Origin of the sequence: Rhizobium sp. ERR 1071, from assembly GCF_007828675.1 — a bacterium.
Lineage (GTDB): Bacteria > Pseudomonadota > Alphaproteobacteria > Rhizobiales > Rhizobiaceae > Rhizobium > Rhizobium dioscoreae.
Map to the genome: position 1 here is coordinate 146,192 of NZ_VITM01000007.1, position 24,657 is coordinate 170,848.

The following is a 24,657-nucleotide window of genomic DNA, read 5'->3' on the forward strand; positions in this document are numbered from 1 at the left end:
TTGAAATTATTCCTGGACAGAATGGAAATAAAGCTCCTCCGATCCTTCGTTCAATTGATCGACACCGGCCACTACGGCAAGGCTTCGGCGAAACTGTTCGTCACCCAATCGACCTTGACCAAGCAGATTCAAGCCTTGGAAGCCGCGATCGGCGGAGCATTGTTCGAGCGTGGCCGCCATGGCGCCAAACTGACACCTCTCGGAGAACTTCTGCGGCGCGAAGCACGCCCGCTTCTTCAATTGAACGACGATGTCGACCGGAAGATGCATCGCGCCATGGCCGGCCTTACCGGATACCTCGATATCGGATTTGGAATATCGACCCTTGTCGTGGCGCCGCGGCTGATCGCCGGCTTTCGTGCGACGACACCCGATTGCAGCATCACGCTCAACGATCTGCCGTCGCGGGAACAGCATCAGCGCCTGCTCGACGGCAGGCTTGATATCGGCTTCTGCCGGGCGCCGGAGGAGGATAGCGGCCTGGCCTTCATGCCCATTATCGAAGAGCACTTGGCCCTGGTGCTTCCAAGCGGGGTGACAATACCGGCCCAGGATCGGCTGGCGGAGTTGAACGAGCTTGGCTTCGTGGCGCTTTCGCCATCGCGCGGACCGGGACTGGATGATCAGATCAGGCGCTGGTGTTCGCTTGCCCGTTTCGAGCCTCGCATCGCCCAATATGCCGACGACATACTAACCGTGCACGCCATCGTTTCCGCCGGCCTGGGCGCAGCATTCCTGCCCTGGCGTGGCGTGCAGGCATTGGCGGGGTCCAGCCACAAACAGTCTCTCTCCGGACCGGAATCAAGATGGCCGGTTGGGATCTGCTGGCATCGCGAACATGCGAGCCCGCTGTTGGCCCGTTTCATCGATCATGTATCGAAGAATCTGGAATTCCACGGCTCGCAGGCCGACTGGTAATCGAGTTAAAGGCCTAACGCATCGGCATTGCGCGATGAAAGCGACCGCTCTCATCGCCAAGAATGGGATTATGCATTCCAACCCCATTGTCTGAAAGGCGCTAGACATGAACCTGCTCGGCGTCGTCCGCGGACGGTTCAAGCGCCTTGGTGGTCAAAACGAACCATGCAGCCAAAGCATCGTCGGAGTGCCGAGAATCGCCAAGGCGATCCCCACGGAAACCGCCATTTTGATCGCCTTGATGCGCCGGGTCCTGACGCCGCTCCAATCATAACTCAAAATCACTAACCCCCACAAATCATTGATGATTCGCAAAGTAGAGCCGACCCGCCTTTCGACAAGGGATGGTGATGATTCGTCCACAACGGATATTCGCGCGATGTTTACACTGAGGCGGTGTCGAAAGGTGGCGCCGTCTTAACCGTGCTTGAGACGCGATAGTAGTTCGCCCTGAATTTCACGCCTTGATCGGCGAAGCGATTACCGCCAGGTATTGATGGCCTTGGAGCGAAACTGGCGATGATCCGCGGATCACATGTGCTTTTATGAAGAACGCGTCACAGCCAAGCGGGCCTCGATCCAGAGGCGTTCCCGGCACACGGCCCGCGCTCGGCTTATCTGACCGAGGCGGCCGAACGAGGCATACCCCAACGGGAGGCTATGGAGCGGTCCCTGCATAAGTCAGTCAGTCGCGCAGGCCGCCAGCTATTACAACAATGCCGTGCGGAAGAACGGCCCGGCGGCTCGATTGATCGTCTAGGTCACGGTATCCGGCTTCGCTTGTAGCTCGACACGACGCTATCGGCGCCGCGCCGCCTTGCGAACCAAGCTGGAATATGCGGTTCTACGACCGCTTATTCGGGAGCACGGGGAGGATGGTTGCGATGAAGACAGGGATCGACGCGGTTATCGAAAAGGCGATCACGTCCGGCAAGATCGTCGGCACTGTCGTGATCGTCGTCAAAACGGAGAGACCGTCTATAGCCACGCTGCTGGTTATGCCGATCGAGAAACCCAAAAAGCCACCGATACGCGGACGATATTCCGTCTCGCTTCCGTGACCAAGCCGCTCGTGGCGGCGGCGGCCCTGGCTCTTGTCGACAAGGGCCGGCTGGCGCTTAGCGATCGAGCCCGAGATTATCTCCCCTATTTCCGGCCCCGGCAGCCAGATGGAGAGATCGCCGATATAACCATCCAGCACCTGCTCACTCACACGGCAGGTCTCGGTTATGGAGCAGATCCCAAGACAACACCGCCCGAGCGGATGTTCAACGCTGGCCTCGCCGACACGGATCTCGACTTCGAGGAGAACTTCACTCGACTGTCGACCTTTCCGCTGCTGGCCGCACCGGGCAAACTTTGGTCTTACTCGATCGCCATTGACGTTCTTGGAGCGGTCATAGCGCGGATCGAGGCTTGCAGCCTGGAAGAGGCGGTGCGTCTTCATGTAACGGGACCGCTGGGCATGAGCGACACCGGTTTTTCGGTGAGCGATCCTGAGCGACTTGCCACGCCCTACGCCGATGCAGCTCCGACGGCCGTCAGAATGAGCGATCGCCATTTGGTTCCGGATGATAGCGGCAACCCGCTTACCTTTGCGCCGACGAGGCTGTTCAATCCGAAGGCTTTCCAATCCGGCGGAGCGGGCATGGTGGGCACGGCGCCGGATCTAATCACCTTCCTCGAAGCCATTCGCGGCGGCGGCGCGCCCATCTTGAAGGCGGAGACCGCAAGGGCGGCGCTTCTCAACCAGATTGGCGACATCCCGCGCCCGGGCAAACCAGGAGAAGGATTCTCTTTTTTGGGTGCGGTGATCCGGGATCCCATCTTGGCGGAGGTTCCAATGGCGAAGGGATCGGTAAGCTGGGGCGGCGTTTATGGACACAGTTGGTTCATCGATCCCTTGGAAGGCATTTCGGCGGCGATCATGTCCAACACGGCGGTTGAAGGCTGCATGGGAGCCTTTCCACGAGATATCGTTCGGGCGATTTATGGCGTTTAATGCTTCCGGCGCGAAAGCATCTATCGGTTCCAAGAGCTAGCGGCTCGACGGAAGCTTGACCGTTACGGTCTTGCCGTGGCAGCTGCGGAACGAATTCTAGACCGAGCTTCGCCGCCATTCTGTGACGGTCTGGAACGAAACGTCGATACCGCGCTCGGCCGGCAGGTCTTCAACATGGCGAAAAACTAAACAGAAAACGGTGACAAAGCCACCCCGCATGGGCGATGATCTCGGCGGGAAAAGGGTGGCGTTCGAAGTGAGCAGGCTGGGCTTCGGTCATGGGCAGCAAATACCGGCTCCTTCAAGACAAAGTCGTTAAGCCGGCGCCAACGAGGGCGACTCACCCACGCCGGTAGAGTGATTCTCGTCGCTAATCTTAGCCGGATATGCGTCGAACGATCGACGGTAGCCGCGCCTTGCTATCAAAAGGTGTGAGTCATCGCTGCGATCGTCTTCGGCGACTTACCGCGGAAAATTGAAGAAAAGCAGTGCATTAAATGGCAAAGGCCAAGGTCTTGGCTGTCACACGCTAACCGGTCATTAACCGTTAATCTCTGGACGGCCTGACAGAATCGTGTTCTACCTTCTGGCGGGCAAAGGTCGGCAAACCGGCGACAGGCCGCCAAGAGGGACAAATGGCGATAGCGAACCGCACGGAGACTATAGCTCCTTCAAAGGAAAACGCAGGCAGCAAGATCGCGCGCCATGCGACTGTGCTGTCTGGTCAGCTCCAGCAGCTCAGAACGCGGATGTATCCGCCGAAATCCGAGAAGATGCTGCGCCAGTTCCTGACCAATGAAGTATCCAAGCTGACCTCGATCCCGGATTCGACCCTGAAGCTGATGTCGAGCGAGGGCCGAGGCCCCACCCCGAGCAGGTTGGAGAACAATCACCGCGTCTACACGCTTGCCCAGATCAACGAATTGCGGGAGCTGTTCGCCAAGCAGAAGCCGGCGGAAGCCCTTCGCTTCCTGCCTCGGCGCCGGCCAGGCGAACATCTGCAGGTGATGGCGATCGCCAACTTCAAGGGTGGCAGCGCCAAGACGACCACTTGCGTTCACCTCGCGCATTATCTCGCGCTGCATGGCTATCGCGTGCTGGCGCTCGACCTCGATCCGCAGGCCTCGCTTTCGGCCATGTTCGGCGCCCAGCCGGAAATCGATGTCGGCGCCAACGAAACCATCTATGCGGCGCTCAGATACGAGGCGACCGAGAGGCGCTCGATCCGCGAAATCATCCGCAAAACCTATTTTGACGGCATCGATCTCATTCCGGGCAACCTGGAAGTCATGGAGTACGAGCACGAGACGCCGCGGGTTCTCGCCCAAAGGTCCGGCTCCGGCGCCATCTTCTTCGAGCGCCTGAAGCTCGCGCTTGCCGAGGTCGAGGAGGATTACGACATCGTCATCCTCGACACGCCGCCGTCGCTCGGATTTCTGACCCTTAGCGCCATCTACGCCGCCACGAGCATGATCATCACAGTGCATCCGGCCATGCTGGACGTGGCATCGATGAGCCAGTTCCTGCTCATGATGGGCGATCTGATCAGCGTGCTCGACGAAAGCGGCGCGCAGCTCGACCAGGATTTCATCCGCTATCTGATCACGCGCCACGACCCGAATGATGCGCCGCAATCGCAAGTCGTCGCGATGCTGCGTCATCTCTTCGGTACCGATGTTCTCTTGCCGACGGCGATCGAGAGCACCGCGGTCGAGGCCGCGGGGCTCGCCAAGCGTTCCCTCTACGAACTCGAGATGGGGCAGATCGGCCGAGACACGCACAAGCGCGCCCGCGAGGCCGTCGACGCCGTCAACGAAGCCATCGTTCATCTCATCAATGCAAGTTGGGGGCGTGAATGAGCAAGAGCCCGAGACGATCCATCGTCGCCAGTTTCGGCCTGCTTTCGGCCGAATTGGAAAGCGGCGAGAGCACGCCAGAACCGTCGCCTTCCAGCCCTGTCCCCGCGCAGCCTGTACGCGTCGGTGCCGGGGTGATCGGCGCGGCGCATCGCGCGATCGGCGATATCCGCGCGGAGCGCGATCGACTGCGCGCCATTGTCGAATCCGGCGAAGGCTGGATCCAGGATCTCGATCCACATGTGATCGATGCCTCGCCCTATCCGGATCGCCTGCCCGACGACGATCCGGGTGATTTCGAGAGATTCAAACGCTCCATCGAGGAGGAAGGCCAAAAGGTTCCGATCCAGGTTCGACGGCACCCCACCTCGAGCGATCGGTATCAGGTTGTCTATGGCCATCGCAGATGGCGTGCCGCCCTCGAGCTCGGCCGCGCGGTGCGTGCCATAGAGGTCGAGATATCCGATCTCGACCTGGTGCTGGCCCAGGGTATTGAAAACGCGAGTCGTCAAGATCTGACATGGATTGAACGCGCCTTGTTCGCCTCGCGCATGGACGATGCGGGCATCAAGGCACGCCATATCTACGCGGCTCTTTCCATCGAGGACGCGGAGCTCGCGCGAATGCGGAGCGTCTATCGCACGATCCCGGCGGATATCATCGAAGCGATTGGCAGGGCTCCGAAGGTTGGTCGACCGCGTTGGCTGGAGTTGGCCAAGACAATATCCGCGGCCCCCAATGCCCTTGAGGTGGTGCGCGCCGCTCTCTCCGACGTCAATGACGCCGATGAAACCTCGGACCAGCGATTTCAGGTGGCATTGAAGGCGATCAAGCCTTCGCCCGAGGCGCGCAACACCCAGATCGCGATTTCCGATGGATCGGGAGCCAGGCTTGGTGTGTTCATGACCTCGCCCCGGGAGGTTCGAATCTCCGCCGAGGGCAAATTGGGTACGGAATTCGTAAGATTTGTCGAGGAGGAGCTGCCCGACCTTGTCGAGCGTTTCACTCGTTCGAGAGACAAACGCAAACCCTGACAGCTGTCAGGGTTTTCTGATTGGAAAGGAAACCTAGCAAAAGAAAAAAGGCCCCCAAACGTTGCCGTCGTGGAAGCCTTCTCTTCAATGTAGCAACTGAAGAATCGCATTTCCTCGAATCCCAGTCAAGAGTCTTTGGCACCGTTTTTGGTGATCGTATTTCTTTTGCCTCTTGAAGGTGAGGAAAATGCAGAATGGAAGTGTAACGACGCCTTTTGGGCGGCGGCCAATGACGCTTGCCCTGCTTCGGCGACAGATCGCCGTGAACAGGATCGAACCCGGCAAGTCGGTCGATAAATGGAAAGTCTTTCGAGACGTATCCGAAGCGCGGCAAAAACTCGGATTGCAGGATCGCAGCCTTGCCGTGCTTGACGCCCTGTTGAGCTTCCATCCGGAAAGCGAGCTGCGCCAGGACGCCCAGCTTGTTGTCTTTCCATCCAACGCGCAGCTGACCTTGCGCGCTCACGGCATCGCGGGCGCCACGCTTCGCCGGCACCTCGCGCTTCTCGTCGAGGCTGGCCTGATCGTCAGAAAGGATAGCGCCAACGGTAAGCGCTATGCGAGAAAAGGCAGGACGGGCGAGATCGAAAACGCATTCGGCTTCGATGTCTCACCGCTGCTGGCGCGCGCGGAGGAACTCGCAATCATGGCCCAGCAGGTCGTGGCGGAACGGATGGCGCTACGCCGCGCCAAGGAAAGCCTGACGATCTGCCGGCGCGACGTCCGCAAATTGATCGCGGCGGCCTGCGGGGAAGGCATCGGTGGCGACTGGTCGCTGATCGAGGATAGCTACAACGCCATTGTCGCCCGCATTCCTCGTTCACCGACGATCCGCGAGATCGTCTGCATTCTCGAAGACATGGAGCTTCTTCGCCGCGAGATCATCAACCTTTTGGAAACGCAGCAAAAAATTGAAAATTATAGCACCAATGATGCCCAGGATGAGCAGCACATACAGAGTTCGAATCCCGAATCCCTTAATGAACTTGAACCAAGCTTTCGAACAAAGCTGGAAACGAGGTCCATCGAAAGAGACAGGTCGCGGAAAGAACCGATGCGGATCTTTCCGTTAAGCCTCGTGCTGAAGGCATGCCCAGAAATAAGCTCTTATGGACCGACGGGCGGTATCAACAACTGGCGGGACCTGATGTCCGCGGCTGTCGTCGTGCGATCGATGCTGGGCGTCGGTGCTTCGGCCTATCAGGATGCTTGCGAGATAATGGGGCCGGAAAACGCCGCCGCGACGATGGCGTGCATCCTCGAGCGATCTGGGCATATCAATTCGGCTGGCGCGTATCTGCGAGATCTTACTTCCAAGGCGACGCGGGGTGAATTTTCACTTGGTCCCGCGCTCATGGCATTGCTTCGAGCAAATATCGGCGACGGCGCTACCAAATCGAGGGTTTCATGACGGATGGTTGCTCGGCTTCCAGCATATCCACGATTGTAATAGGCCCTTGAACCAGGGCCCGAGCGTTACCGAGTGGGCGGCATGATATGTCATTTTCAGCAAATGGTACGGCCAAAGCCAATCTTTCAGCCATGGCCGTTCCATTGACCGTCGGTGATTGCCGGCGGCTCGGATCCGGGCCGTGGATTACCGGCAGACGCGTTCCTTGCGAATGACCCAGTGGCCATGAACCTTATGCTTCACGGTTTTCACGAAGCAATCATGGTGATGACGATGGAATGGAGCTGCCTGAGAGGGAGCGCTGACGGCGACAACGGATGCCAGGGCGATCACGGAAGAGAGAAGCAGGCTTTTCATGTTAAACCTCGTAAGCATTGGGGGTTGATGCTGCGTGTTCACGCATGACCTTGATGACCGATCGAGACTTAACCGAAAATGAATAGCACCCTTACAATTTTGTAAGGCGATTTGGACATCGCGCCGATCGAGGAGCCGTCCGCGGTGAACGCGAAGGGAGCGTGGTTTGAGGTACATTGGCCAAACTCGGTCCCGGCCGATCGCATTTATCGCCCGATCTCTCGCCGCTGGCCTACCACTCGCCGGCCGCAACTGGAGCCTTGGTAGCGCGCGAGCACGAACTTCCAGGAGATTTATCGGTCCGGGCTATCTGGTAATTGGCGAATCTGGGCGGAATTCATCCAAGAAGCTGACCGAAATGCCCTTCGGCGGGCTGTTTTACCCCGTCCCGGGAGCGGGATTGCCGCTCGCGGAACAACGCGTTTCCATGCGTCAGAAGCTTCAGTCGACACTGTATGGCTGATGGAAGCTAATACCGCGATAGCTTCTCGATGGAAAAATTCTGTTTGAAAATCGGATATTTAGGCGGTGCCGAATTTGGGCAGGAGAAGCGAAGCATTTCGTCCGCTTCGTGCAATATAGCACGCTAACCAGGCCGATTAGTCAAGGAAATTGTCGGTTAGCCAGACTCGATGGCCCGCAGGGGATACCCCATCGTCTCGCGCAGGAGAGCGATGGTCTTAGAAACGCTCGGTCCCTCGATCGGAGGCGCCCGCCGGCGTTCGCAGAACTCCCGCCAGACGAATAGGGTCAGTTCCGCCCCGTCCGTCCCGGTCTCCCCCTCCCCCTCCGCCAATTGTCCGAGGATCCGATATCGGCCATCTCGCCAGAACAGTTTCTCCACCCAATCGTAGATGGGGATGACATGGAAATGAAAGGGAAGTCCGGGAATGTGGCCATATCGGCCGATATAGACGCGTGGAGCGCCCAGCTCTCGTTTCAGGGTCGCTTGAGACAGCGCCAGCAGCGGGCCGATCTCGCGCAGCGCGCCATCGGGTAAATCGAAGAGGTCATTGGCCAATCCTTTGGACGCGACGATGAGATAGCCGGGGAGCGCCGAATTCGCGCGGTGGCTCACAAGCCATCCGTCGCTCTCGCCGATCACAAATCGTGAAGCAGTCGTCATGTCTTCTCCTTCGTGTCAGCTGTTATTCGTCAGCTATTTATGCTTCTGGCCAGGCGTGAATAACATTGGCCAGAACCGGCAAGCTGAAGTTTTCCTGGCTTTTCGATGGCCGAAGCTGAGTGGCGAATATATAGGCCCCGCGTTGATTGCGAAGGTTGCGTAGCTGCTGCCGGGCTGGCGGTCGAGGTGAAAGAGACCGCTCCGGCAAGACGATCGCGGGCTCTCCCGTGCGCCCCAATAGATGTCCATCCCTGTCTGCAAGCAGCATCCTGCGGCGGCCGAGCACGCCGACGGCCGGAAAGGTCGTCGGAAGCACCACCGGGCGCGCAATGATACTGCTTTCCGCCGTAAACGAGCTGCCGGAAGAAAGCTCCATGGAACAGCAAGATTCCCGGATTGGACGGGCGAATGAAAAAGTCGCGCGGAAAGTCGGATCGCGAGCGAATGAACGCCAGGCGAACAGGCCTCGATGGACCAGATGGGGCTGCCGCCCATCGTATCCATGCGAGGAACTCGGCTGCTAGAGCAGGCGCGCCGTTCATCCCGAGCACGTCGGTCGGCGCGGCTTGCGAACATTGCCGCGGCTGTTCCAGGGTGTCCGAGTTCGCGGCCACGGGTGATGGAATTCGCGGTAATCAACGCGGCATTGCGACCTGGCGGCAGGATGCGCCAGGATCGCCACGAGGAAAGCCGCGTATGCTCGATGGACGTGTTGGAACTTCGCTGAGCGCGAGTAGCGGTAATGGCGATATTCGCAGGTAATGATCACGGGCGGTTGGAGGCGACCTTCAACTTTGAAGTTGGGAGTTCTCTCTCGCTGGAGCGAGCGTGGTCTGGCTTTGGTGGACGCGCGAAAACCCTGACAGCTGTCAGGGTTTTTCAAACAGTGGCCATTAGAAGGGCGGTCTTTGGTAGGTGCGCGTCGCCCGGCGACCGACACAGAGGCGATATACTTCGCGTCACCCCTCCGGCGAGCTTGGGCCAAAACCCTGACAGCTGTCAGGGTTTTGTTCCGGAAGACCGTCGATGCATCGCAATGGCCGGATGAACGGTTGCGCTCACAGTATGCGCGGCCGGCTCGTCCCGGTCGGAACTCCCGTCGCCTCGAAAACTCCGGCCGGGAGTGACGGCGCGTCAATGTCCCATGGATGCCTTCTTGCCGAGCGTCACGTTGCGCAGCGTCAAGGCAAGAGGGATGGCCGCGAGCGAGATCAACGTCAGGACCCAGAAAGCATCGACATAGGAAAGAAACGAAGCCTGGCTCTGAATTTGCTGATTGATCCAGGCGAGTGCCTGTTGATGGGAGGTGGAAAGTGAGCTTCCTTGCGCCATGAAATAGCTGCTCAACTGACCATAGGTATCCTGGTAGGCGCTGTTCGACGGGATGATGTGTTCCACCAGGCGGCTTTGGTGAAACTGTTCGCGATGGGTGATAATGTTGGAAATCAACGACACGCCAATCGATCCGCCGGTATTGCGGGCGGCGTTCAGCAGCGCGGAGGCCTGGTCGGTCTTGCTAGCGGGAATTCCGTCGTAGGAAGCCGAGGTGATCGGCAGGAAGATGAATGGCAGGCCAATCCCCTGCAGCATGCGGGCCGCGGCGAGATACCAGAAACCCACGGCGCCATAGACGCTGGTTACCTGATACATCGACAGGGCGACGAAGCCGGCGCCGATCGCGATCAGATATTTCGGCTGTATTTTCGATGAGAGGAAACCGACCACGAACATCATGACCATGGTGACTACGCCGCCGGGCGACAGCATCAGCCCCGCCCATGTGGCCGTGTAGCCGAGATTCTGCTGAACCAGCTGGGGCAAATATTGCGTCGTGGCGAGCAGCAGCGCGCCGGTTGCCATCATCACCAGAAAGCAGGTGCCGAACTGACGACCGACCAGCATCCTGATGTCGACGGCCGGATTTCGGTGCCGCAGTTCCCAGGGGATCATCAGCAGGAAGGCAAGCGCGCAGATCACTGCCGCCACGACGATGAAGCTGGAGCCGAACCAATCGTCCTCCAGTCCTCTGTCGAGCATCAGCTCCAGCATTCCAAGGAAGGTGGCGACTAGCCCGAAGCCGATCCAATCGAAGCCAGGCTCCCGCCCGCGTTTCTGGGCACGTTCTTGCTTGGCGCCCACCGGCTCCTTGATCAGCATGGCAACGGCGGCGAGCGTCAAGACGCCGACGGGGCCGTTGATCAGGAAGCACCAGTGCCATGAGAAGTTATCCGAAAGCCACCCGCCCAATGTCGGCCCGACCACGGGGGCGACGACGACGGCTACGCCGAACAGGGCGAAGCCCTGCCCCCGCTTTTCAGGTGGAAAGCTGTCGGCCAGAATGGATTGCGCGACCGGCACCATGCCGCCGCCACCGATACCCTGCAGGATGCGGGCAAGCAGGAGGAATTGCAGATTGGGCGCGAAGCCGCACATAACGGAGCTGATGGTGAAGAGTGCGAGGCAGCCGAGAAAGAAAGTCCGACGGCCGAGAATTCGCACGAGATAACTCGTGGCCGTCACGATCACGGCGTTGGAAACGAGGTAGGTGGTGACGACCCAGGACGCTTCGTCCTGGCTGACACCAAGGCCGCCGGAAATATAGTTCAGCGCGACATTGGCGATGGTTGTGTCAAGCACTTCCATGAAGCTGGCAAGCGCGACGACGATCGCGATGATCCAAGGGTTCGGCGCCGATCCGGCGGCAGCGTTCGTGCTCACAACACGTTCCTCAGGCTTTCCCACAAAGAGGGGCTGGCATCGGTGCGCACCGTCGGGACGACGGACATGCCGGGGCCCAACGCGAGATCGCTCGGCACGTCATCAAGCTCGATCTTCACGGGAACGCGCTGGACGATCTTCACATAGTTGCCAGTGGCGTTTTCCGCGGGAAGCAATGAGAATGCCGTTCCCGATCCCGGCTGCACGCTCGCGACATGGCCATGGATCGTACGTCCCCCATAGGCGTCGATCGTCAGCGTTACCGGCTGGCCTGGACGCATATGATCGAGCTGGGTCTCCTTGAAGTTGGCCGTGACCCAGAGCTTGTCCGGCACGAACATCGCCAGATTCGTGCCCGCTTGCACATATTCGCCGTCGCCGGCCGACAACTGCACCACTCGACCAGGCTGAGCCGCCGCCATCGTCGTGTAGGATAAATTGAGCTTGGCCTGGTCGAGCTGGGCTTGATCCTGCTTGAGAGTGGCCTCAACGTTGGCGATCTGGAAGTCATAGGCATCCAGCTGACGCCGCGCGGCGGTCAGCGAAGCCTGATCGGTGTTGAGCGCGGCCTGCTGCTGGTGCAGTTGCGAGGTATATTGCTGCGCTTCCTGAAGAGTGCCGGAGCCGCTCTTCACCAATCCCTGATAGCGGTCGTTCTGCTGCTGGGCGAAGACGAGATTGGCCTCGGCCTGTGCGACCTGCGCCTCGGCTTCTTCCACATTCGCTTGCTGAACCCGCTTCTGCGCCTGTGTATTCTTGATATTGGCGTTCGCCGCTGCGACCTGCGCCTGGGCCTGCTCAAGAGCCGTCTGGTAGTCGCGATCATCGATGCGGGCGATTACCTCGCCACTCGCTACGTGCTGGTTGTCGGTGACCGGGACGGAAGAAATATAGCCGGCTACCCGAGAGGTGATGGCATATTGACGCGCGGCGATGAAGGCATCGTCGGTGCTCTCATAATGAGAGGCGTCGTCCCAATAGAGAAAGGCCGCCACCGCCGCCGCGGCAAGTGCGCTTCCGCCGATCAGGAGCACCCACCGGCGCCGGGAGGGGCTGCCAGTCGCATCCTCATGACCGGGATCATCCGGCTCCGGCGTCTCGTTTTCGTCGAGGGATAGGGTTTTATCGCCGGGTCGTGGTGCTTCCGCTCTTTCCTGTTCGGCCGGCAGGCCGCCTTGCTCATGATTTACCTTGGCACCGGCGCTCTTCGGCTCCAGTACGATTAATTTTCCGAGGGTCTCATCCTGAGGCGTGCTCATCTTCTACTTCTTCCGTCACTAGGCTTAAATTGAAACGAAACGTTCAATTAAAATATTGACGTAGAACTGATCGGAGTGTTAGTCAAGAGCCGCGGAGGGTGCTAAACCGCGTCCGAGCCAATCAAAAAACAGTGAGGTCCGTCATGCCGCGAGAGATGGCAAAACCCCAGATTATACCGGGGAAGACAAATGCGACGCGACGTGGGCGCCCCCCGAGGGAGAGGGCGGGGGAAGTCGAGGACAGAATTTTGCAGGCCGCGCTCCAGGTCTTCATCGCTCGAGGTTATGAGGGCGCCAGCATCGACGAGATTGCCGAGGTGGCGAGGGCCGGCAAGCCGAGCATCTATGCGCGCTTCATCAACAAGGAGACCTTGTTCAGGGAAGTCGTCATCCGTTGGGCGCAAAAATCCGGCGAGATGGTCGCCTCCGCCACATCGGGCAGCATTCTTGAACGCTTCCAATCCGCGGGGGTCCTGATCCTCCAGCGGGCCATAAGGTCGGAGACCATCGGGCTCATACGCAGCGTGATCGGTGAAGCGACCCGCCATCCGGATCTGGCGACGACGATCCACTACGCCATGCGAGCACACGGAACGGCTACCGCGATGAAACTCGTGGCGGAGTTGGCGGAGGCCGAGGAACTCAAGCCATTGCCCGCCTTCGCGCCGGCCAGCCTTGAAGCCACGACCCGATACTTCATCGATCTGGTGTTGCTGCCGATGATGATCTCTTCGCTATTTCATGCCGATCTCACGCCCGTGAAGACACAAATGGAAGATCATGCACGCGAGGCGGCCACTTTTTTCCTACGCGGCTGCGGCTACAGCGGCGTTTGACGGTCATGGCCTTCGCGAGATCGCGGCAACAGGCCTAGATATTCCGGCGCTGCCTGTAAATCGTTCCTCGCGGGGCCCGCCGCGCGGGTGAGCAGGGCGCGACAGCGGCGTCAAGGCAGCTCCCAGCGAAACGGAGCCCGCCGGTGAGCCTCAGTCAGGTCCGAGCGTGCCGGCCGAAGCGTCTCCGGTGCTGTCCAAGCCGCTCCCGCAAGCGCTCGCGATAGCGCGAGAACATGTCGATGGGCTGGCCGCGCGCTCGACAGCGGGGGTGCCTCCACCGACCGCGGCCCATGGCGGACGCTTGGAAGGCGGCTTGATGCTCTTCATGCCGGATGGGGCGTCAATGCCGGCCGCCGCTCTTGGTGGTGCCGGTTTCCTCGCCGGCTCGCGGGGTCACGTGGCCTTTCCGTGGTGCTGAGATCCAATTTCCCCCGAGATCGACCGATCCGGAGTGTTGGGTCTCCGCTTCCGGGAGTGCTTGGACTCGGTGACAAACGGTCTTGTGCGCTAAAGCGGTTTTCCTCCAAGCGACCAATCGCGCGGCAACTCCATGACTGCGAGTTTGCCCCGCGAGCGCGACCCTCGCCGGACGTCACGCGAGGGAATGCGCATGCCTTCATGTCAGTCTGGCGGTCCAGTTGAGCCGGACATGGCCATCTGTCGGAAATTTCCCCGTGCTGATCGCCAACGTCATATTCCCTCGCCAATTCGCCGCGGCTCCACATGCGGGCTCGATGGGGCAGGTCTGACCGGAGAACGGCTGCGCCTCGCTCATCTTCCCGCAACGGTGCCACGAGACTTTCATCCCCTTCCGGCTTCGCCGTCATTCCTCGCGAGACAAGAAAGTCTCTCCGCGCCGCCCTCCACCGTGTTCCGGCCCCACGGGGTGCGGTCTGATCGTCCCCGGCCTTTGTGACTGCCATCGAGCCGCAATGGAGCGGCTCGAAACAGCAAAAGGAATAGGAAAATGGCTACCATCGGCACCTTCACTTCGACTGAAAGCGGCTTCGTCGGCTCAATCCGCACCCTCGCCCTCAACGTAAAGGCACGCATTACCCGCGTGAAAAGCCCCTCCGACAAGGGTCCGCACTTCCGCGTCTACGCCGGTCCGGTTGAGCTCGGCGCCGCCTGGCAGAAGCGCTCCAACGAGAGCGACCGTGACTATCTCTCGGTCAAGCTGGACGATCCGAGCTTCCCCTCCCCGATCTACGCGATGCTCACGGAGGTCGAAGGCGAGGATGGCTACCAGCTCATCTGGTCCCGCCCGAACCGCGATTGAGATCCGGGGCCCCGCCAATCAGGCGGGGCCTTTTCTCAATTTGCTGGCCGAGGCGCATTCCGCGAAGGAGCGCGTTCGATGTTGATGGCACCCACCCGGTTCTTCCGCCGATAACGGTCGTTTATCGAACGCAGCGCTGACGCATCCGTTGATGAGGCCCGTGCCGGGCCGCTTCAATTTGCTCGCCCCTGACATCGCCGCTCAGGCCGGTCAAGCGGCCCGTGAAGCCGGTTCATCTTCCGCGCCAGTCCGCAAGCGGACCCGTGAAGATACCCCGGCTTCCGCGCCACGCCGCTTGACAGTCCCGTTCGCCGCCGTGGGGCGGGCTTTCGCCCTCCCCTCTCTGTCCCGGGGAATGTCAGAGGCCATTCCCCAGGCAAGACCGGGGAGGCTTCGCCCGAGGGGCTTACCCTGCGGATGGCAACCCTAACCAATGGAGACTGACAATGAGCATCTATACCGAGACCGCGCGTTTCGACACTGGCCGCGCGCTGACTGAAGCCGAAATGCGCCGCATTGCCCCTTCCATTTTCGCGGTGACCGCCCATGAAAGCCGGTCGGAACGCTTCCGGCCTATTCCCACCATCGAGATTCTGCGGGGTCTCGTCCGGGAAGGCTTCATGCCGGTCGGGGCGAAGCAGTCGCACAGTCGCATTGAGGGAAAAGCCGACTTCACCAAGCATCTGATCCGCTTGCGCCGCATCGACGACGGCAAGGTTTACAATGTCGGCGATACCGTTTGCGAAATCCTCCTCAAGAATGCCAATGACGGCACCAGCGCCTATGAATTGATGGCGGGACTGTTTCGGGTTCGTTGCCTCAATTCCCTGGTGACGCGGACCGGCACCATCGATGCCATCAAGGTTCGCCATTCCGGCGATGTCCAGCACAAGGTTATCGAGGGGACCTATCGCGTGCTTGGCGAGGCCGAACGCACGCTTGTCGCCCCACAGGATTGGTCAACCCTGCGATTGAACCGTGATGAGAGGGATATTCTCGCGGACGCCGCCCATGTCCTGCGCTTTGGAGACAAGGATGGCGAGACCACGACGCCGATCAAGGCCGAACAGTTGCTTATCCCCCGCCGTCATGACGACCGAGCCGACGATCTTTGGACAGTCTGGAACGTCGTGCAGGAAAACGCCATCAAGGGCGGGTTGCGTGGTGTTGGCCGCGACGATCTTGGCAGGCGCCGTCGCGTGAAATCCCGCGCCGTGAACGGTATCGATCAGGACATCAAGCTCAACAAGGCGCTTTGGCTGCTCGGGGAAAGGATGGCGGCCTTGAAAAGCGCGCGGTGATCGCGGGAGCGCCGCCGCCCTGGCGGCGCTTCACATTCATGTCCATTCTATCGGAGAAAATACCAATGAACACTGTTCATCCCATCTCCAATTCGCGGGAGATCAACGGGCATGTTCGTCCCATGGCATTGGCCAACGCAATTCACGGGCGCGTTCCCTCGTCGTGGGGTGGCGCGTCCTTCGTCACCTTGAACGATATTCGCGACTGCATCGAAGCGGGTGACCGATGGTTTGAGGAGGAGATCCCGGAAGGGTTTCGCGTTTCGACCGATAGCGGCTTTTCCTGCATCGTGCGCGATCGCCTCGCGTTTTGTTCGGCCCCTCGCCCGATCCTCGAGCTCGTTACACTCTCCAAGGAGGCAGACGAGGCCCTGGCGGTCGCGACATCGAAGAAAAACGACCAGGGCTAAATCGCCTCTTTCCGCCGATTAGCATCGAAGGCGAGCAGCGGCGAAGATCGCGCCAGCGCCCTTGGCGACATTGATGAGGCTAGATTGGTTTGTCGGCGGCTTGCCTGTCCCGCGCCGCTCTCCAAGCCGAGCGCGACAGGTCGAGGGGTGCCCCTCGCGCCCCACCCCTCGATGCTCCCCGCCCGCCCCTGAAAAAGCGGAGCGCGAGGAGCGGGGCAGTCGGTCCCGCTTTCCCTTCGGGCCACGATGTTGAAGCTCCCACGGCTGCCCTTTGTCCGCTCCTCGCGCGTCGAGAATTCCCGAAATCCCGGCCGGCGGCCGGCGCCCTGCTGATTTCTCCGATGCTCTTCATTTTTTTGGGGATCGGCCTTGCTTCTTGGACCGCGCGTCGGTTCGATCAGTCAGGTCTTTCGAACGTCTTCCCGTCGCGATGAAACCTGTTCGCGCCGACGCGGGCCTTCATGTCATCCCGCCGGAACCAAATCGCACGGCCGCACCGAAGTGGCGCGTTCCCGGCCGTGAACACAATCTGCTCGTCCGCTCGCATGCGAAGAACCTCATGCGCCTGGATCAGCGGCCGGGCGGCCAGCTGCTTCGAACGCGTTCGCGATGAACCCTTCGCTTGGGAACCGCGGCTGACCTGATCGATCTCGACCGTGGTCATGCCGCAGCGTTTCGAGATATAGTCGGCGGTCTCGGGATCATTGATCGCCGCGAAGGAGATCCAGCTCGCGCTTTCGAACCACTTGCTCGCGGCGTCGCGGCCGCCATAGGTTTCGCGCATCTGCCCGATCGACTGGTAGATCATCGTCAGCGTGATGCCATACTTGCGGCCGGCATCGCGAGCGGTCTCCAGGATTCGCATGTAGCCGAGGCTGGCAACCTCATCGAGGAGAAAGAGCGCCCTGCCCTCCAGCGCGCCGTCGCGATTGTAGATCGCGTTGAGGAACGATCCGATGATCACCCTCGCAAGGCCGGCATGCGTCTCGAGCGTCTTCAGATCAATGTTGATGAACACATCGGTCTTGCCATCCGCGAGCGCGTCGGTCGAGAAAGTCGAACCCGACACGAGCGCGGCATAGTTGGCGTAGGACAGCCAGTGCGTTTCCTTGACCGCGTTGGCATAGACGCCAGAAAAGGTTTCCGCGGTCATGTTGACGAAGGCGGCGACATTCTCCCTGACGAAATCCGAGTTGGAATTCTCGTAAATGGATTGCAGTCGCTCGCGCAGTTTCGGCTCTGGTTCCGCCAGATTCGAACGAACCTGGCGCAAGGTCTGGTTCGCCGTGTCGGTATGCCCGGATAGGCAGACGTCCGCGATCAGCGCGGTCAACAGCTGAAGCGCCGATGCGCGGAAGAAGTCGTCGCGGACGCCGCGCGGGCCGCCGCTGTCGCTCATGATCCACGATGCGACCGAGGCGATATCCTCTTCCTTGGTTCCGCCATGCCGACCGATCCAATCGAGCGCGTTGAACCCGGTTTCGGGTTCCTTTGGATCGAGAAGGCGGATGAAGCGCGCGGCGGCTTCGCGATGCCCGCGCACCATTGGCGCGACCTCGTTCGAGGGGTCCAGCACGACAAGGCCGCCGGCCCATTTAAGGGCCGTCGGGATTGTCACGGACGTTGTCTTGAAACCGCCCGAACCGGCGAAAACGATACCGTGCGACGATCCGAACGAACCGTCGAAACACAACAGCGATGCCTTGCCGCCGCCGCCCCAGCTCTCGGCGTCGCCCGCGCGGAAGGGACGCGCCGCGGTGCTATCCTTGTCGACGCGGTAGCGTTCGCCGATGACGATGCCGCCGGTGTCGGGAAAAAGCCTCGCCGCGTCCCGCATGTTCATCCAGTCGGCCTCGCCATGCAGCGCCCTGCGCCCTCGGATACGCCTCGGCTCGGCGCGGGCGAAGGCGGCGTTGCCGATGAGCATCACCCGCAGCGCGAAACTTCCCACCATCAATGCGGCCACCGCGCCGATCATCGTTGCGGGGTCGAGATACGCGGCGATGGACCCACCCGCCGGAACCTGACCGACGAATGAGATGAGACGTGTCGTCTCGCGTATCGCCGCGATCAGGATCGTCACCATGCTCCCGGCGGCAACGCCCCAACCCGCGAACTTGATGCCGGTCGCGCCCGTGCTCGCGAACAGGAAGGTCAGGCCGATGGCCGAAGCGGTGACATAGGGCGTCGCGATGCCCACGCGACCCAATGCCAACCTCGCGGCCTCCGTCCTTCCAAAGGCCGATAGCCAATCCTCGATACCGGCCGTGCCGAGGACGGCGAGCATCATCAGCACGACCGGCGCGGCGAGGAGAGCAAGTTTATTCGCCGTCATCGCTGAACGCTTTCACACCGATCGCGATCAGCCGCGCCCGCTCGCCTTCGTCCGACCTCAGCCGGGCGTTCAGTTCGAGCAACGCTCCAAGCAGAAGCGCGCGTTTCTCATATCGCAAGCCAGCCTTGACGATCAGGCCGCCGAGTTCGATTTTCTCGCGTGTGTCCTTCTTGCGGGCATCGGATGTCGTCGTTCTCGCCATCCGATCAAGCCTCGCGACCGCCGCCCTGAGCCGCGCCAGGCGGGACCATCGCGGTCGGCGTACCCGTGGTGCCTTTTCCATCGCCTTTTTCGCCGCCGGTCGTGGCCCCACTCCCGCCATCTTGGCCTGCGCGAAAACGTTGCGCGATATTCTCGAAGGCCGCCTGTAGCTCCGCTTCATCGATCTCGGTTTCTCCAAGACCAGCCTTGAGGGCAATTCGGCCGATCCGCTCGGCTTCGCGGGTTTCCGCGGCCTTGAGCTGTTCCTGGAGTCTGGCGATTTCGTCGCGGATTTTCGAGGAAGGTCTCTTCATTTGCGATCGTCTCCTGGCTGAGAAAGCGTGTCTTTCAAGGCCAGTTTCCGGAACTCGAGTAGCGAAGGCACTACTGTGAATCCTACAATCGCCAAGGGCGATGCTTTGGTGAATGATCCCTGCCGTTCCGAAGGAGCGGGTTCCAAGGGCGCAATTATACGTCGCTGTCGCGACGCTTAGCTTTTCGCCCCGGCGAGGCCCGCTCCCGACGCAAGCATTGGTTTTGTCCGCAACCGGGAGCCCAGACCGTCGTGGCCGTGCCTCATTTCTCCGTCAGCGTCGTCGCCCGCGGCTCCGGCCGCAGCGCGGTGCTGTCGGCGGCCTATCGCCACTGCGCGAAAATGGAATACGAGCGGGAAGCGCGGACGATCGACTATACCCGCAAGCAGGGCCTCCTGCATGAGGAGTTCGTCATTCCAACCGACGCACCGGAATGGTTGCGGTCGATGATCGCCGATCGCTCGGTGTCGGGCGCGTCGGAAGCCTTCTGGAACAAGGTCGAGGATTTCGAGAAACGTTCCGATGCCCAGCTCGCCAAGGATGTCACGATCGCGCTGCCGATCGAACTCACGGCCGAGCGCAATATCGCGCTTGTTCGCGATTTCGTCGAACGGCACATCACCGCCAAGGGAATGGTGGCGGATTGGGTCTATCATGATGCGCCGGGCAACCCGCACGTACATCTGATGACGACGTTGAGGCCGCTGACCGAAGACGGGTTCGGTGCCAAGAAGGTCGCGGTTCCCGGGCCAGACGGCAATCCGATCCGCAACCACTCTGGCAAGATCGTCTACGAACTCTGGGCCGGAAGCCTCGATGACTTCAATTCCTTTCGCGACGGATGGTTCGCCTGCCAGAACCGGCATCTGGCGATGGCCGGCCTCGACATTCGCGTCGATGGCCGTTCCTTCGAAAAACAGAGTGTCGAAGTGGAGCCGACCATCCATGTCGGCGTCGGCGCGACGGCCATTGACCGGAAGGCGGAGCGGGCGAAAGCACAATCATCGCCATTGTCGCCAAAGCTCGAACGGATCGAGCTGCAGGAGGTGCGGCGAAGTGAGAACGCAAGACGCATCCAGCGCCGGCCGGAGATCGTCCTCGAGCTGATAACCCGGGAAAGGAGCGTCTTCGATAGCCAGGATGTCGCGAAGATCCTGCATCGCTATATCGATGATGCCGTTCTGTTCCAGAATCTGATGGTTCGTGTCCTGCAGAGCCCCGAAGCGCTCTGTCTCGAAGGCGAGCGGATCGCGTTTGCGAGCGGCGCCCGGGTGCCGGCCAAATACACGACGCGCGAACTGATCCGGCTGGAAGCCGAGATGGCCAGCCGTGCCATGTGGCTGTCGGCACGATCCTCGCATGGTGTTCGGGAAGCCGTGTTGGCGGCGACGTTCAAGCACCATTCCCGACTGTCGCAGGAGCAGAGGACCGCGATCGAGCATGTCGCTGGATCCGAGAGGATCACAGCTGTCATCGGCCGTGCTGGCGCCGGCAAGACGACGATGATGAAGGCGGCGCGCGAGGCGTGGGAAGCCGCCGGCTATCGTGTCGTCGGTGGCGCGCTTGCCGGCAAGGCCGCCGAAGGGCTGGAGAAGGAAGCTGGGATTGCCTCGCGCACGCTTTCGTCCTGGGAGCTTCGCTGGAGCCAAGGCCGAAACCAACTCGACGCAAGGACGGTTTTCGTTCTCGACGAGGCCGGCATGGTGTCGTCGCGGCAGATGGCGCAGCTGGTCGAGACGGTGACGAAGGCCGGCGCCAAGCTTGTCCTGGTCGGCGATCCCGAACAGCTTCAGCCAATCGAAGCGGGAGCCGCGTTTCGCGCGATCGCCGACCGTATCGGTTATGCGGAGCTCGAGACCATCTACCGCCAGCGCGAGCAATGGATGCGCGATGCGTCGCTCAATCTCGCTCGCGGCAATATCCGCAAGGCTATCGCTGCCTATACCGCTCATGATCGAATGATCGGTTTGACGCTGAAGGACGAGGCAGCCGATAGGCTTATCGCCGATTGGAGTCGGGACTTTGACCCGACGAAGACGACATTGATCCTCGCCCACCTTCGGCGTGATGTGCGAAAACTGAACGGCATGGCACGGGGCGAGCTCGTCGAGCGTGGCATCCTTGGCGAAGGTTTTGCATTCCGGACGGAGGATGGGCACCGCAACTTCGCGAGCGGCGACCAGATCGTCTTCCTGAAGAATGAAGGATCGCTCGGTGTCAAGAACGGCATGCTCGGCAAGGTTGTCGAAGCCGCTCAAAACCGCATTGTCGCCGAGATCGGCGAAGGTGAGCATCGCCGGCGGATTACCGTCGAACAGCGCTTCTACAGCAATCTCGACCATGGCTATGCCACGACGATTCATAAGAGCCAGGGCGCCACCGTCGACCGAGTGAAGGTGCTCGCGTCACTCTCCCTCGATCGGCATCTGACCTATGTAGCGATGACGCGTCATCGCGAGGATCTCCGCATTTATTACGGTACCCGGTCCTTCGCATTCGCCGGCGGCCTCGTCGAGATCCTATCACGCAGACAAGCCAAGGAAGCCACGCTCGATTACGAGAAGGGCAGCCTCTATCGCCAAGCACTGCGTTTTGCCGAAGGACGCGGCCTGCATATCGTCAACGTCGCCAGAACGGTTGTTCGCGACCGGCTCGAATGGACGATCCGCCAGAAACAGAAACTGGCCGATCTTGCCCACCGGCTCCTCACCGTCGGCGCCAAACTCGGCGTTGGTGCCAGCACCAAACCGACCCACTCCCAAAGCAGCAAGGAGGCCAGCCCTATGGTTGCCGGCATCGCGACATCCACGAAAACCGTCGAGCAGGCGATTGCCGAAAAGGTCGAAGCCGATCCCGGCTTGAAGAAGCAATGGGATGACGTGTCGACCCGCTTCCATCTGGTCTACGCGCAGCCGGAAGCCGCATTCAGATCAGTCAATGTGGACGCCTTGCTGAAGGATGAAGCGATCGCAAAAACGACGCTTGCGAAGATCGCCAACCAACCGGATAGTTTTGGCCCCCTCAACGGGAAATCGGGCTTGCTCGCCAGCCGCGCCGACAAGCAGGACCGTGAGCGGGCTGAGCGCAATGTGCCAGCCCTGGCGCAGAGTCTCAGCGATTACATGCGTCAGCGCAGCCACGCAGAACAGCGCTATCAGGCGGATGAAATGGCGGCTCGTCGCAAGGTCTCGATCGACATTCCGGCGCTGTCGCCAAGTGCGCGCCAGACGCTTGAACGGGTGCGCGACGCCATTGATCGAAACGATCTTCCGTCGGCGCTCGAGTTCGCGCTTGCCGACAAAATGGTGAAGGCGGAACTGGAGGGATTTGCCAAGGCGGTCACGGAGCGCTTCGGCGAACGGACCTTCCTGCCCTTGGCCGCCAAGGATACGAACGGGGAAACCTTCAAGACGGTCACTGGGGGCATGAACTCTGCTCAGAAGGAGGAAGTCCAATCTGCCTGGAGCCTGATGCGCGCGGCGCAGCAACTCAGCGCCCATGAGCGGACGGTCGAAGCAGTCAAACAGGCCGAGACGCTTCGCCAGAGCAAGACCCAGGGGATGTCGCTGACATGATCATGCCCGTCTTGAAGATGGCGCCAGCAAGGCGACACAACAAACTCATCCAACTTGGCTTGGCCATGATCCCAATGGCCTTGCTGGGAACGACCTTGGTCGCCTGGTCTGGCAACTATCGGATCAATCTCACGCCGAGCGAACCACTCGGTCTCTGGCGTATCGTCAAGCTCGATCGTGCGGCCGCCGTCGGCGATCTCGTGTTCATCTGCCCGCCTCGAACGCCAGCCATGCAGGAGGCGCGCAGTCGCGGCTATCTGCGCTCCGGCTTGTGCCCAGGCGGCGTGGCACCGCTCATCAAGATGGTTATGGCCGTTGCGGGACAACGGGTCGATATCGGCGCCAGTGTGACTGTGGATGGCCGTCCGGTTCCCTTCTCCACCATTGTCCCGCGAGATGGCGAGGGACGGCCGCTGATGCCTTTCGTCGGAGGCATCGTGCCAGCGAGCTGCGTCTTCCTTCATTCGGCTTTCGCTGGATCATTTGATTCGCGCTATTTCGGTCCCGTTCCCGCTGCCGGCATCCTGGGTCTCGCGCAACAGGTTCTGACCTATGCGCCGTGATCATTTCGAACCAACGCTGCTGATCATTGGAGCGATCGTCGCGGGGACAATCGGATGGAGTGGTCATGTCTTGCTGCTCCCGACCGCACTGGCGTTCCCGATTCTTTGGGCGCGGGCGCAAACACGATCGGTGGCGGCGCTTGTTTCAGCCGGGTATTTCCTGGCAGCATCACGTGGTCTGCCACAGGGTGTCGCCGCCTTCTATTCATCGGACATCTGGCCCGGCCTGTTGCTATGGCTGTGTGCGTCGGGGAGTTTTGTTGGCGTGCATGCGGTGCTCTGGACGAAGCGCTCTGGTCCTCGCCCGTTGCGCTATCTGGTGGCGACTGCCCTATTGGCGATCCCACCTTGCGGCATTGCCGGCTGGGCAAATCCTATGACATCCGCCGGGGTTCTGTTTCCCGGTTGGGGATGGGCGGGTTTGCTTGCAATCACAGCCGGTCTCATGGGCCTCGTAACCCGCATGTGGCCGGCTGTCATAATCGCCTTCGCAGGCTTCTGGTTGTGGTCCGCCGCTACCTGGACCGAGCCGCATCTACCCGATGGTTGGCAAGGCGTCGATCTCGAAATGGGACCTTCGCTCGGCCGTGACATTAGCATTCAACGCCACCGTGATCTGATTGCGACGGTGAAGGGTCGTGGAGCTGATGACCGCCCAACGATCGTGCTCCCAGAGAGCGCCTTGGGTTTCTGGACGCCGACGGTCGAACGGCTCTGGGTCAATGCTCTTCAGGATACGGACATTACCGTCGTCGCTGGCGCGGCCACCGTGGACGCGGCTGGCTACGACAACGTCCTCATTGCCGTCTCCGCAACTGGCGGCAGGCTCCTCTATCGCGAACGGATGCCGGTGCCGGGCTCGATGTGGCAGCCTTGGCAGTCATGGTTCGGTAAGAGCGGCGGAGCTAGAGCCCACTTCTTCGCAAATCCCATTGTCGATCTTGGGAATGCGCGAGGCGCTCCCCTGATCTGCTACGAGCAACTGGTCGTCTGGCCGGTGCTGCAATCGATGCTGGATGACCCCGACCTGATCATCGCCGTCGGAAACGGATGGTGGACCAAAGGCACGTCGATCGTCGCAATCCAACGGGCAAGCACGATCGCCTGGGCAAGGCTCTTCGCCAAGCCGCTTGTTTTTTCCTTCAACACCTGAGGCCCGAGG

General features: G+C 60.7%; 20 protein-coding genes and 2 pseudogenes. 14 read left to right on the forward strand and 8 right to left on the reverse strand.

Annotation, left to right across the window (positions count from 1 at the left end):
- The first annotated feature begins 21 nt into the window (after nucleotides 1-21).
- From FBZ99_RS23275 to FBZ99_RS23290, 4 genes and pseudogenes are all read left to right on the forward strand, one after another.
- The gene (locus FBZ99_RS23275; RefSeq protein WP_145635086.1) at nucleotides 22-918 is read left to right on the forward strand and encodes a LysR family transcriptional regulator; all 897 of its coding nucleotides are present in this window, start codon (nucleotides 22-24) and stop codon (nucleotides 916-918) included.
- Between the two features lie 106 nt (nucleotides 919-1,024).
- Entirely contained in the window at nucleotides 1,025-1,192 is a 168-nt protein-coding gene (locus FBZ99_RS33225; protein ID WP_156090777.1) for a hypothetical protein, read from the forward strand.
- Between the two features lie 275 nt (nucleotides 1,193-1,467).
- A pseudogene (locus FBZ99_RS33600) lies at nucleotides 1,468-1,678 on the forward strand (integrase); the annotation flags it as partial.
- A gap of 57 nt (nucleotides 1,679-1,735) precedes the next feature.
- Nucleotides 1,736-2,920 (forward strand): serine hydrolase domain-containing protein, encoded by a 1,185-nt coding sequence (locus tag FBZ99_RS23290; protein ID WP_246661180.1) that lies wholly within the window; start codon nucleotides 1,736-1,738, stop codon nucleotides 2,918-2,920.
- Between the two features lie 70 nt (nucleotides 2,921-2,990).
- Here FBZ99_RS23290 and FBZ99_RS33605 read toward each other — a convergent pair.
- Nucleotides 2,991-3,200 (reverse strand): annotated as a pseudogene (locus FBZ99_RS33605) (IS6 family transposase); the annotation flags it as partial.
- Between the two features lie 355 nt (nucleotides 3,201-3,555).
- Here FBZ99_RS33605 and repA point away from each other — a divergent pair.
- The 3 genes from repA (at nucleotide 3,556) to repC (ending at nucleotide 7,221) form a co-directional block, all read left to right on the forward strand.
- Complete coding sequence (gene repA, locus FBZ99_RS23300; RefSeq protein ID WP_069614999.1) at nucleotides 3,556-4,779, forward strand: plasmid partitioning protein RepA; 1,224 nt, start codon at nucleotides 3,556-3,558, stop codon at nucleotides 4,777-4,779.
- Entirely contained in the window at nucleotides 4,776-5,810 is a 1,035-nt protein-coding gene (gene repB, locus FBZ99_RS23305; protein ID WP_113390869.1) for a plasmid partitioning protein RepB, read from the forward strand. Before repA ends, repB begins: the two co-directional genes overlap by 4 nt.
- A 187-nt stretch (nucleotides 5,811-5,997) precedes the next feature.
- Nucleotides 5,998-7,221 (forward strand): plasmid replication protein RepC, encoded by a 1,224-nt coding sequence (gene repC, locus FBZ99_RS23310; protein ID WP_145635091.1) that lies wholly within the window; start codon nucleotides 5,998-6,000, stop codon nucleotides 7,219-7,221.
- A gap of 186 nt (nucleotides 7,222-7,407) precedes the next feature.
- Here repC and FBZ99_RS33230 read toward each other — a convergent pair whose 3' ends face one another.
- From FBZ99_RS33230 to FBZ99_RS23325, 4 genes are all read right to left on the reverse strand, one after another.
- Nucleotides 7,408-7,578, reverse strand: coding sequence for a hypothetical protein (locus tag FBZ99_RS33230; RefSeq protein ID WP_173004651.1), 171 nt, complete (start codon nucleotides 7,576-7,578; stop codon nucleotides 7,408-7,410).
- 619 nt (nucleotides 7,579-8,197) lie between these two features.
- Nucleotides 8,198-8,704, reverse strand: a complete 507-nt coding sequence (locus tag FBZ99_RS23315; RefSeq protein ID WP_145635093.1) for an HIT family protein — start codon at nucleotides 8,702-8,704, stop codon at nucleotides 8,198-8,200.
- 1,134 nt (nucleotides 8,705-9,838) lie between these two features.
- Nucleotides 9,839-11,422, reverse strand: a complete 1,584-nt coding sequence (locus FBZ99_RS23320; protein ID WP_233790123.1) for a DHA2 family efflux MFS transporter permease subunit — start codon at nucleotides 11,420-11,422, stop codon at nucleotides 9,839-9,841.
- Complete coding sequence (locus FBZ99_RS23325; RefSeq protein WP_113421297.1) at nucleotides 11,419-12,681, reverse strand: HlyD family secretion protein; 1,263 nt, start codon at nucleotides 12,679-12,681, stop codon at nucleotides 11,419-11,421. The genes FBZ99_RS23320 and FBZ99_RS23325 overlap by 4 nt, the downstream gene beginning before the upstream one ends.
- 248 nt (nucleotides 12,682-12,929) lie before the next feature.
- On the opposite strand from FBZ99_RS23325, the gene FBZ99_RS23330 reads away from it, so the two are divergent.
- The 4 genes from FBZ99_RS23330 (at nucleotide 12,930) to FBZ99_RS23350 (ending at nucleotide 16,507) form a co-directional block, all read left to right on the forward strand.
- On the forward strand, nucleotides 12,930-13,517 hold the full coding sequence (locus tag FBZ99_RS23330; RefSeq protein ID WP_162748852.1) for a TetR/AcrR family transcriptional regulator: 588 nt from the start codon (nucleotides 12,930-12,932) through the stop codon (nucleotides 13,515-13,517).
- Nucleotides 13,518-14,484: 967 nt separating this feature from the next.
- The gene (locus FBZ99_RS23340; RefSeq protein WP_145635095.1) at nucleotides 14,485-14,796 is read left to right on the forward strand and encodes a DUF736 domain-containing protein; all 312 of its coding nucleotides are present in this window, start codon (nucleotides 14,485-14,487) and stop codon (nucleotides 14,794-14,796) included.
- A gap of 446 nt (nucleotides 14,797-15,242) precedes the next feature.
- Nucleotides 15,243-16,097, forward strand: coding sequence for a DUF932 domain-containing protein (locus FBZ99_RS23345; RefSeq protein ID WP_145635097.1), 855 nt, complete (start codon nucleotides 15,243-15,245; stop codon nucleotides 16,095-16,097).
- Between the two features lie 65 nt (nucleotides 16,098-16,162).
- Nucleotides 16,163-16,507 carry a hypothetical protein gene (locus FBZ99_RS23350; protein ID WP_113421294.1) on the forward strand — a complete coding sequence of 115 codons (345 nt, stop codon included), beginning with the start codon at nucleotides 16,163-16,165 and terminating at the stop codon, nucleotides 16,505-16,507.
- 397 nt (nucleotides 16,508-16,904) lie between these two features.
- Here FBZ99_RS23350 and traG read toward each other — a convergent pair whose 3' ends face one another.
- From traG to traC, 3 genes are read right to left on the reverse strand one after another with little or no spacing between them, the layout of a single operon-like run.
- A complete protein-coding gene (gene traG, locus FBZ99_RS23355; RefSeq protein ID WP_173002566.1) occupies nucleotides 16,905-18,842 on the reverse strand; it encodes a Ti-type conjugative transfer system protein TraG in 1,938 nt (645 codons plus the stop codon).
- Nucleotides 18,829-19,044 carry a type IV conjugative transfer system coupling protein TraD gene (traD, locus tag FBZ99_RS23360; RefSeq protein ID WP_069610808.1) on the reverse strand — a complete coding sequence of 72 codons (216 nt, stop codon included), beginning with the start codon at nucleotides 19,042-19,044 and terminating at the stop codon, nucleotides 18,829-18,831. The genes traG and traD overlap by 14 nt, the downstream gene beginning before the upstream one ends.
- Before the next feature lie 4 nt (nucleotides 19,045-19,048).
- Nucleotides 19,049-19,357 (reverse strand): conjugal transfer protein TraC, encoded by a 309-nt coding sequence (traC, locus tag FBZ99_RS23365; protein WP_145635099.1) that lies wholly within the window; start codon nucleotides 19,355-19,357, stop codon nucleotides 19,049-19,051.
- Between the two features lie 251 nt (nucleotides 19,358-19,608).
- On the opposite strand from traC, the gene traA reads away from it, so the two are divergent.
- From traA to FBZ99_RS23380, 3 genes are read left to right on the forward strand one after another with little or no spacing between them, the layout of a single operon-like run.
- Nucleotides 19,609-22,932 (forward strand): Ti-type conjugative transfer relaxase TraA, encoded by a 3,324-nt coding sequence (gene traA / locus FBZ99_RS23370; protein WP_145635101.1) that lies wholly within the window; start codon nucleotides 19,609-19,611, stop codon nucleotides 22,930-22,932.
- Nucleotides 22,929-23,495, forward strand: coding sequence for a conjugative transfer signal peptidase TraF (traF, locus tag FBZ99_RS23375; RefSeq protein WP_145635103.1), 567 nt, complete (start codon nucleotides 22,929-22,931; stop codon nucleotides 23,493-23,495). The genes traA and traF overlap by 4 nt, the downstream gene beginning before the upstream one ends.
- Nucleotides 23,485-24,648 (forward strand): conjugal transfer protein TraB, encoded by a 1,164-nt coding sequence (locus FBZ99_RS23380; protein ID WP_145635106.1) that lies wholly within the window; start codon nucleotides 23,485-23,487, stop codon nucleotides 24,646-24,648. The genes traF and FBZ99_RS23380 overlap by 11 nt, the downstream gene beginning before the upstream one ends.
- The last annotated feature ends 9 nt before the right edge of the window (nucleotides 24,649-24,657 follow it).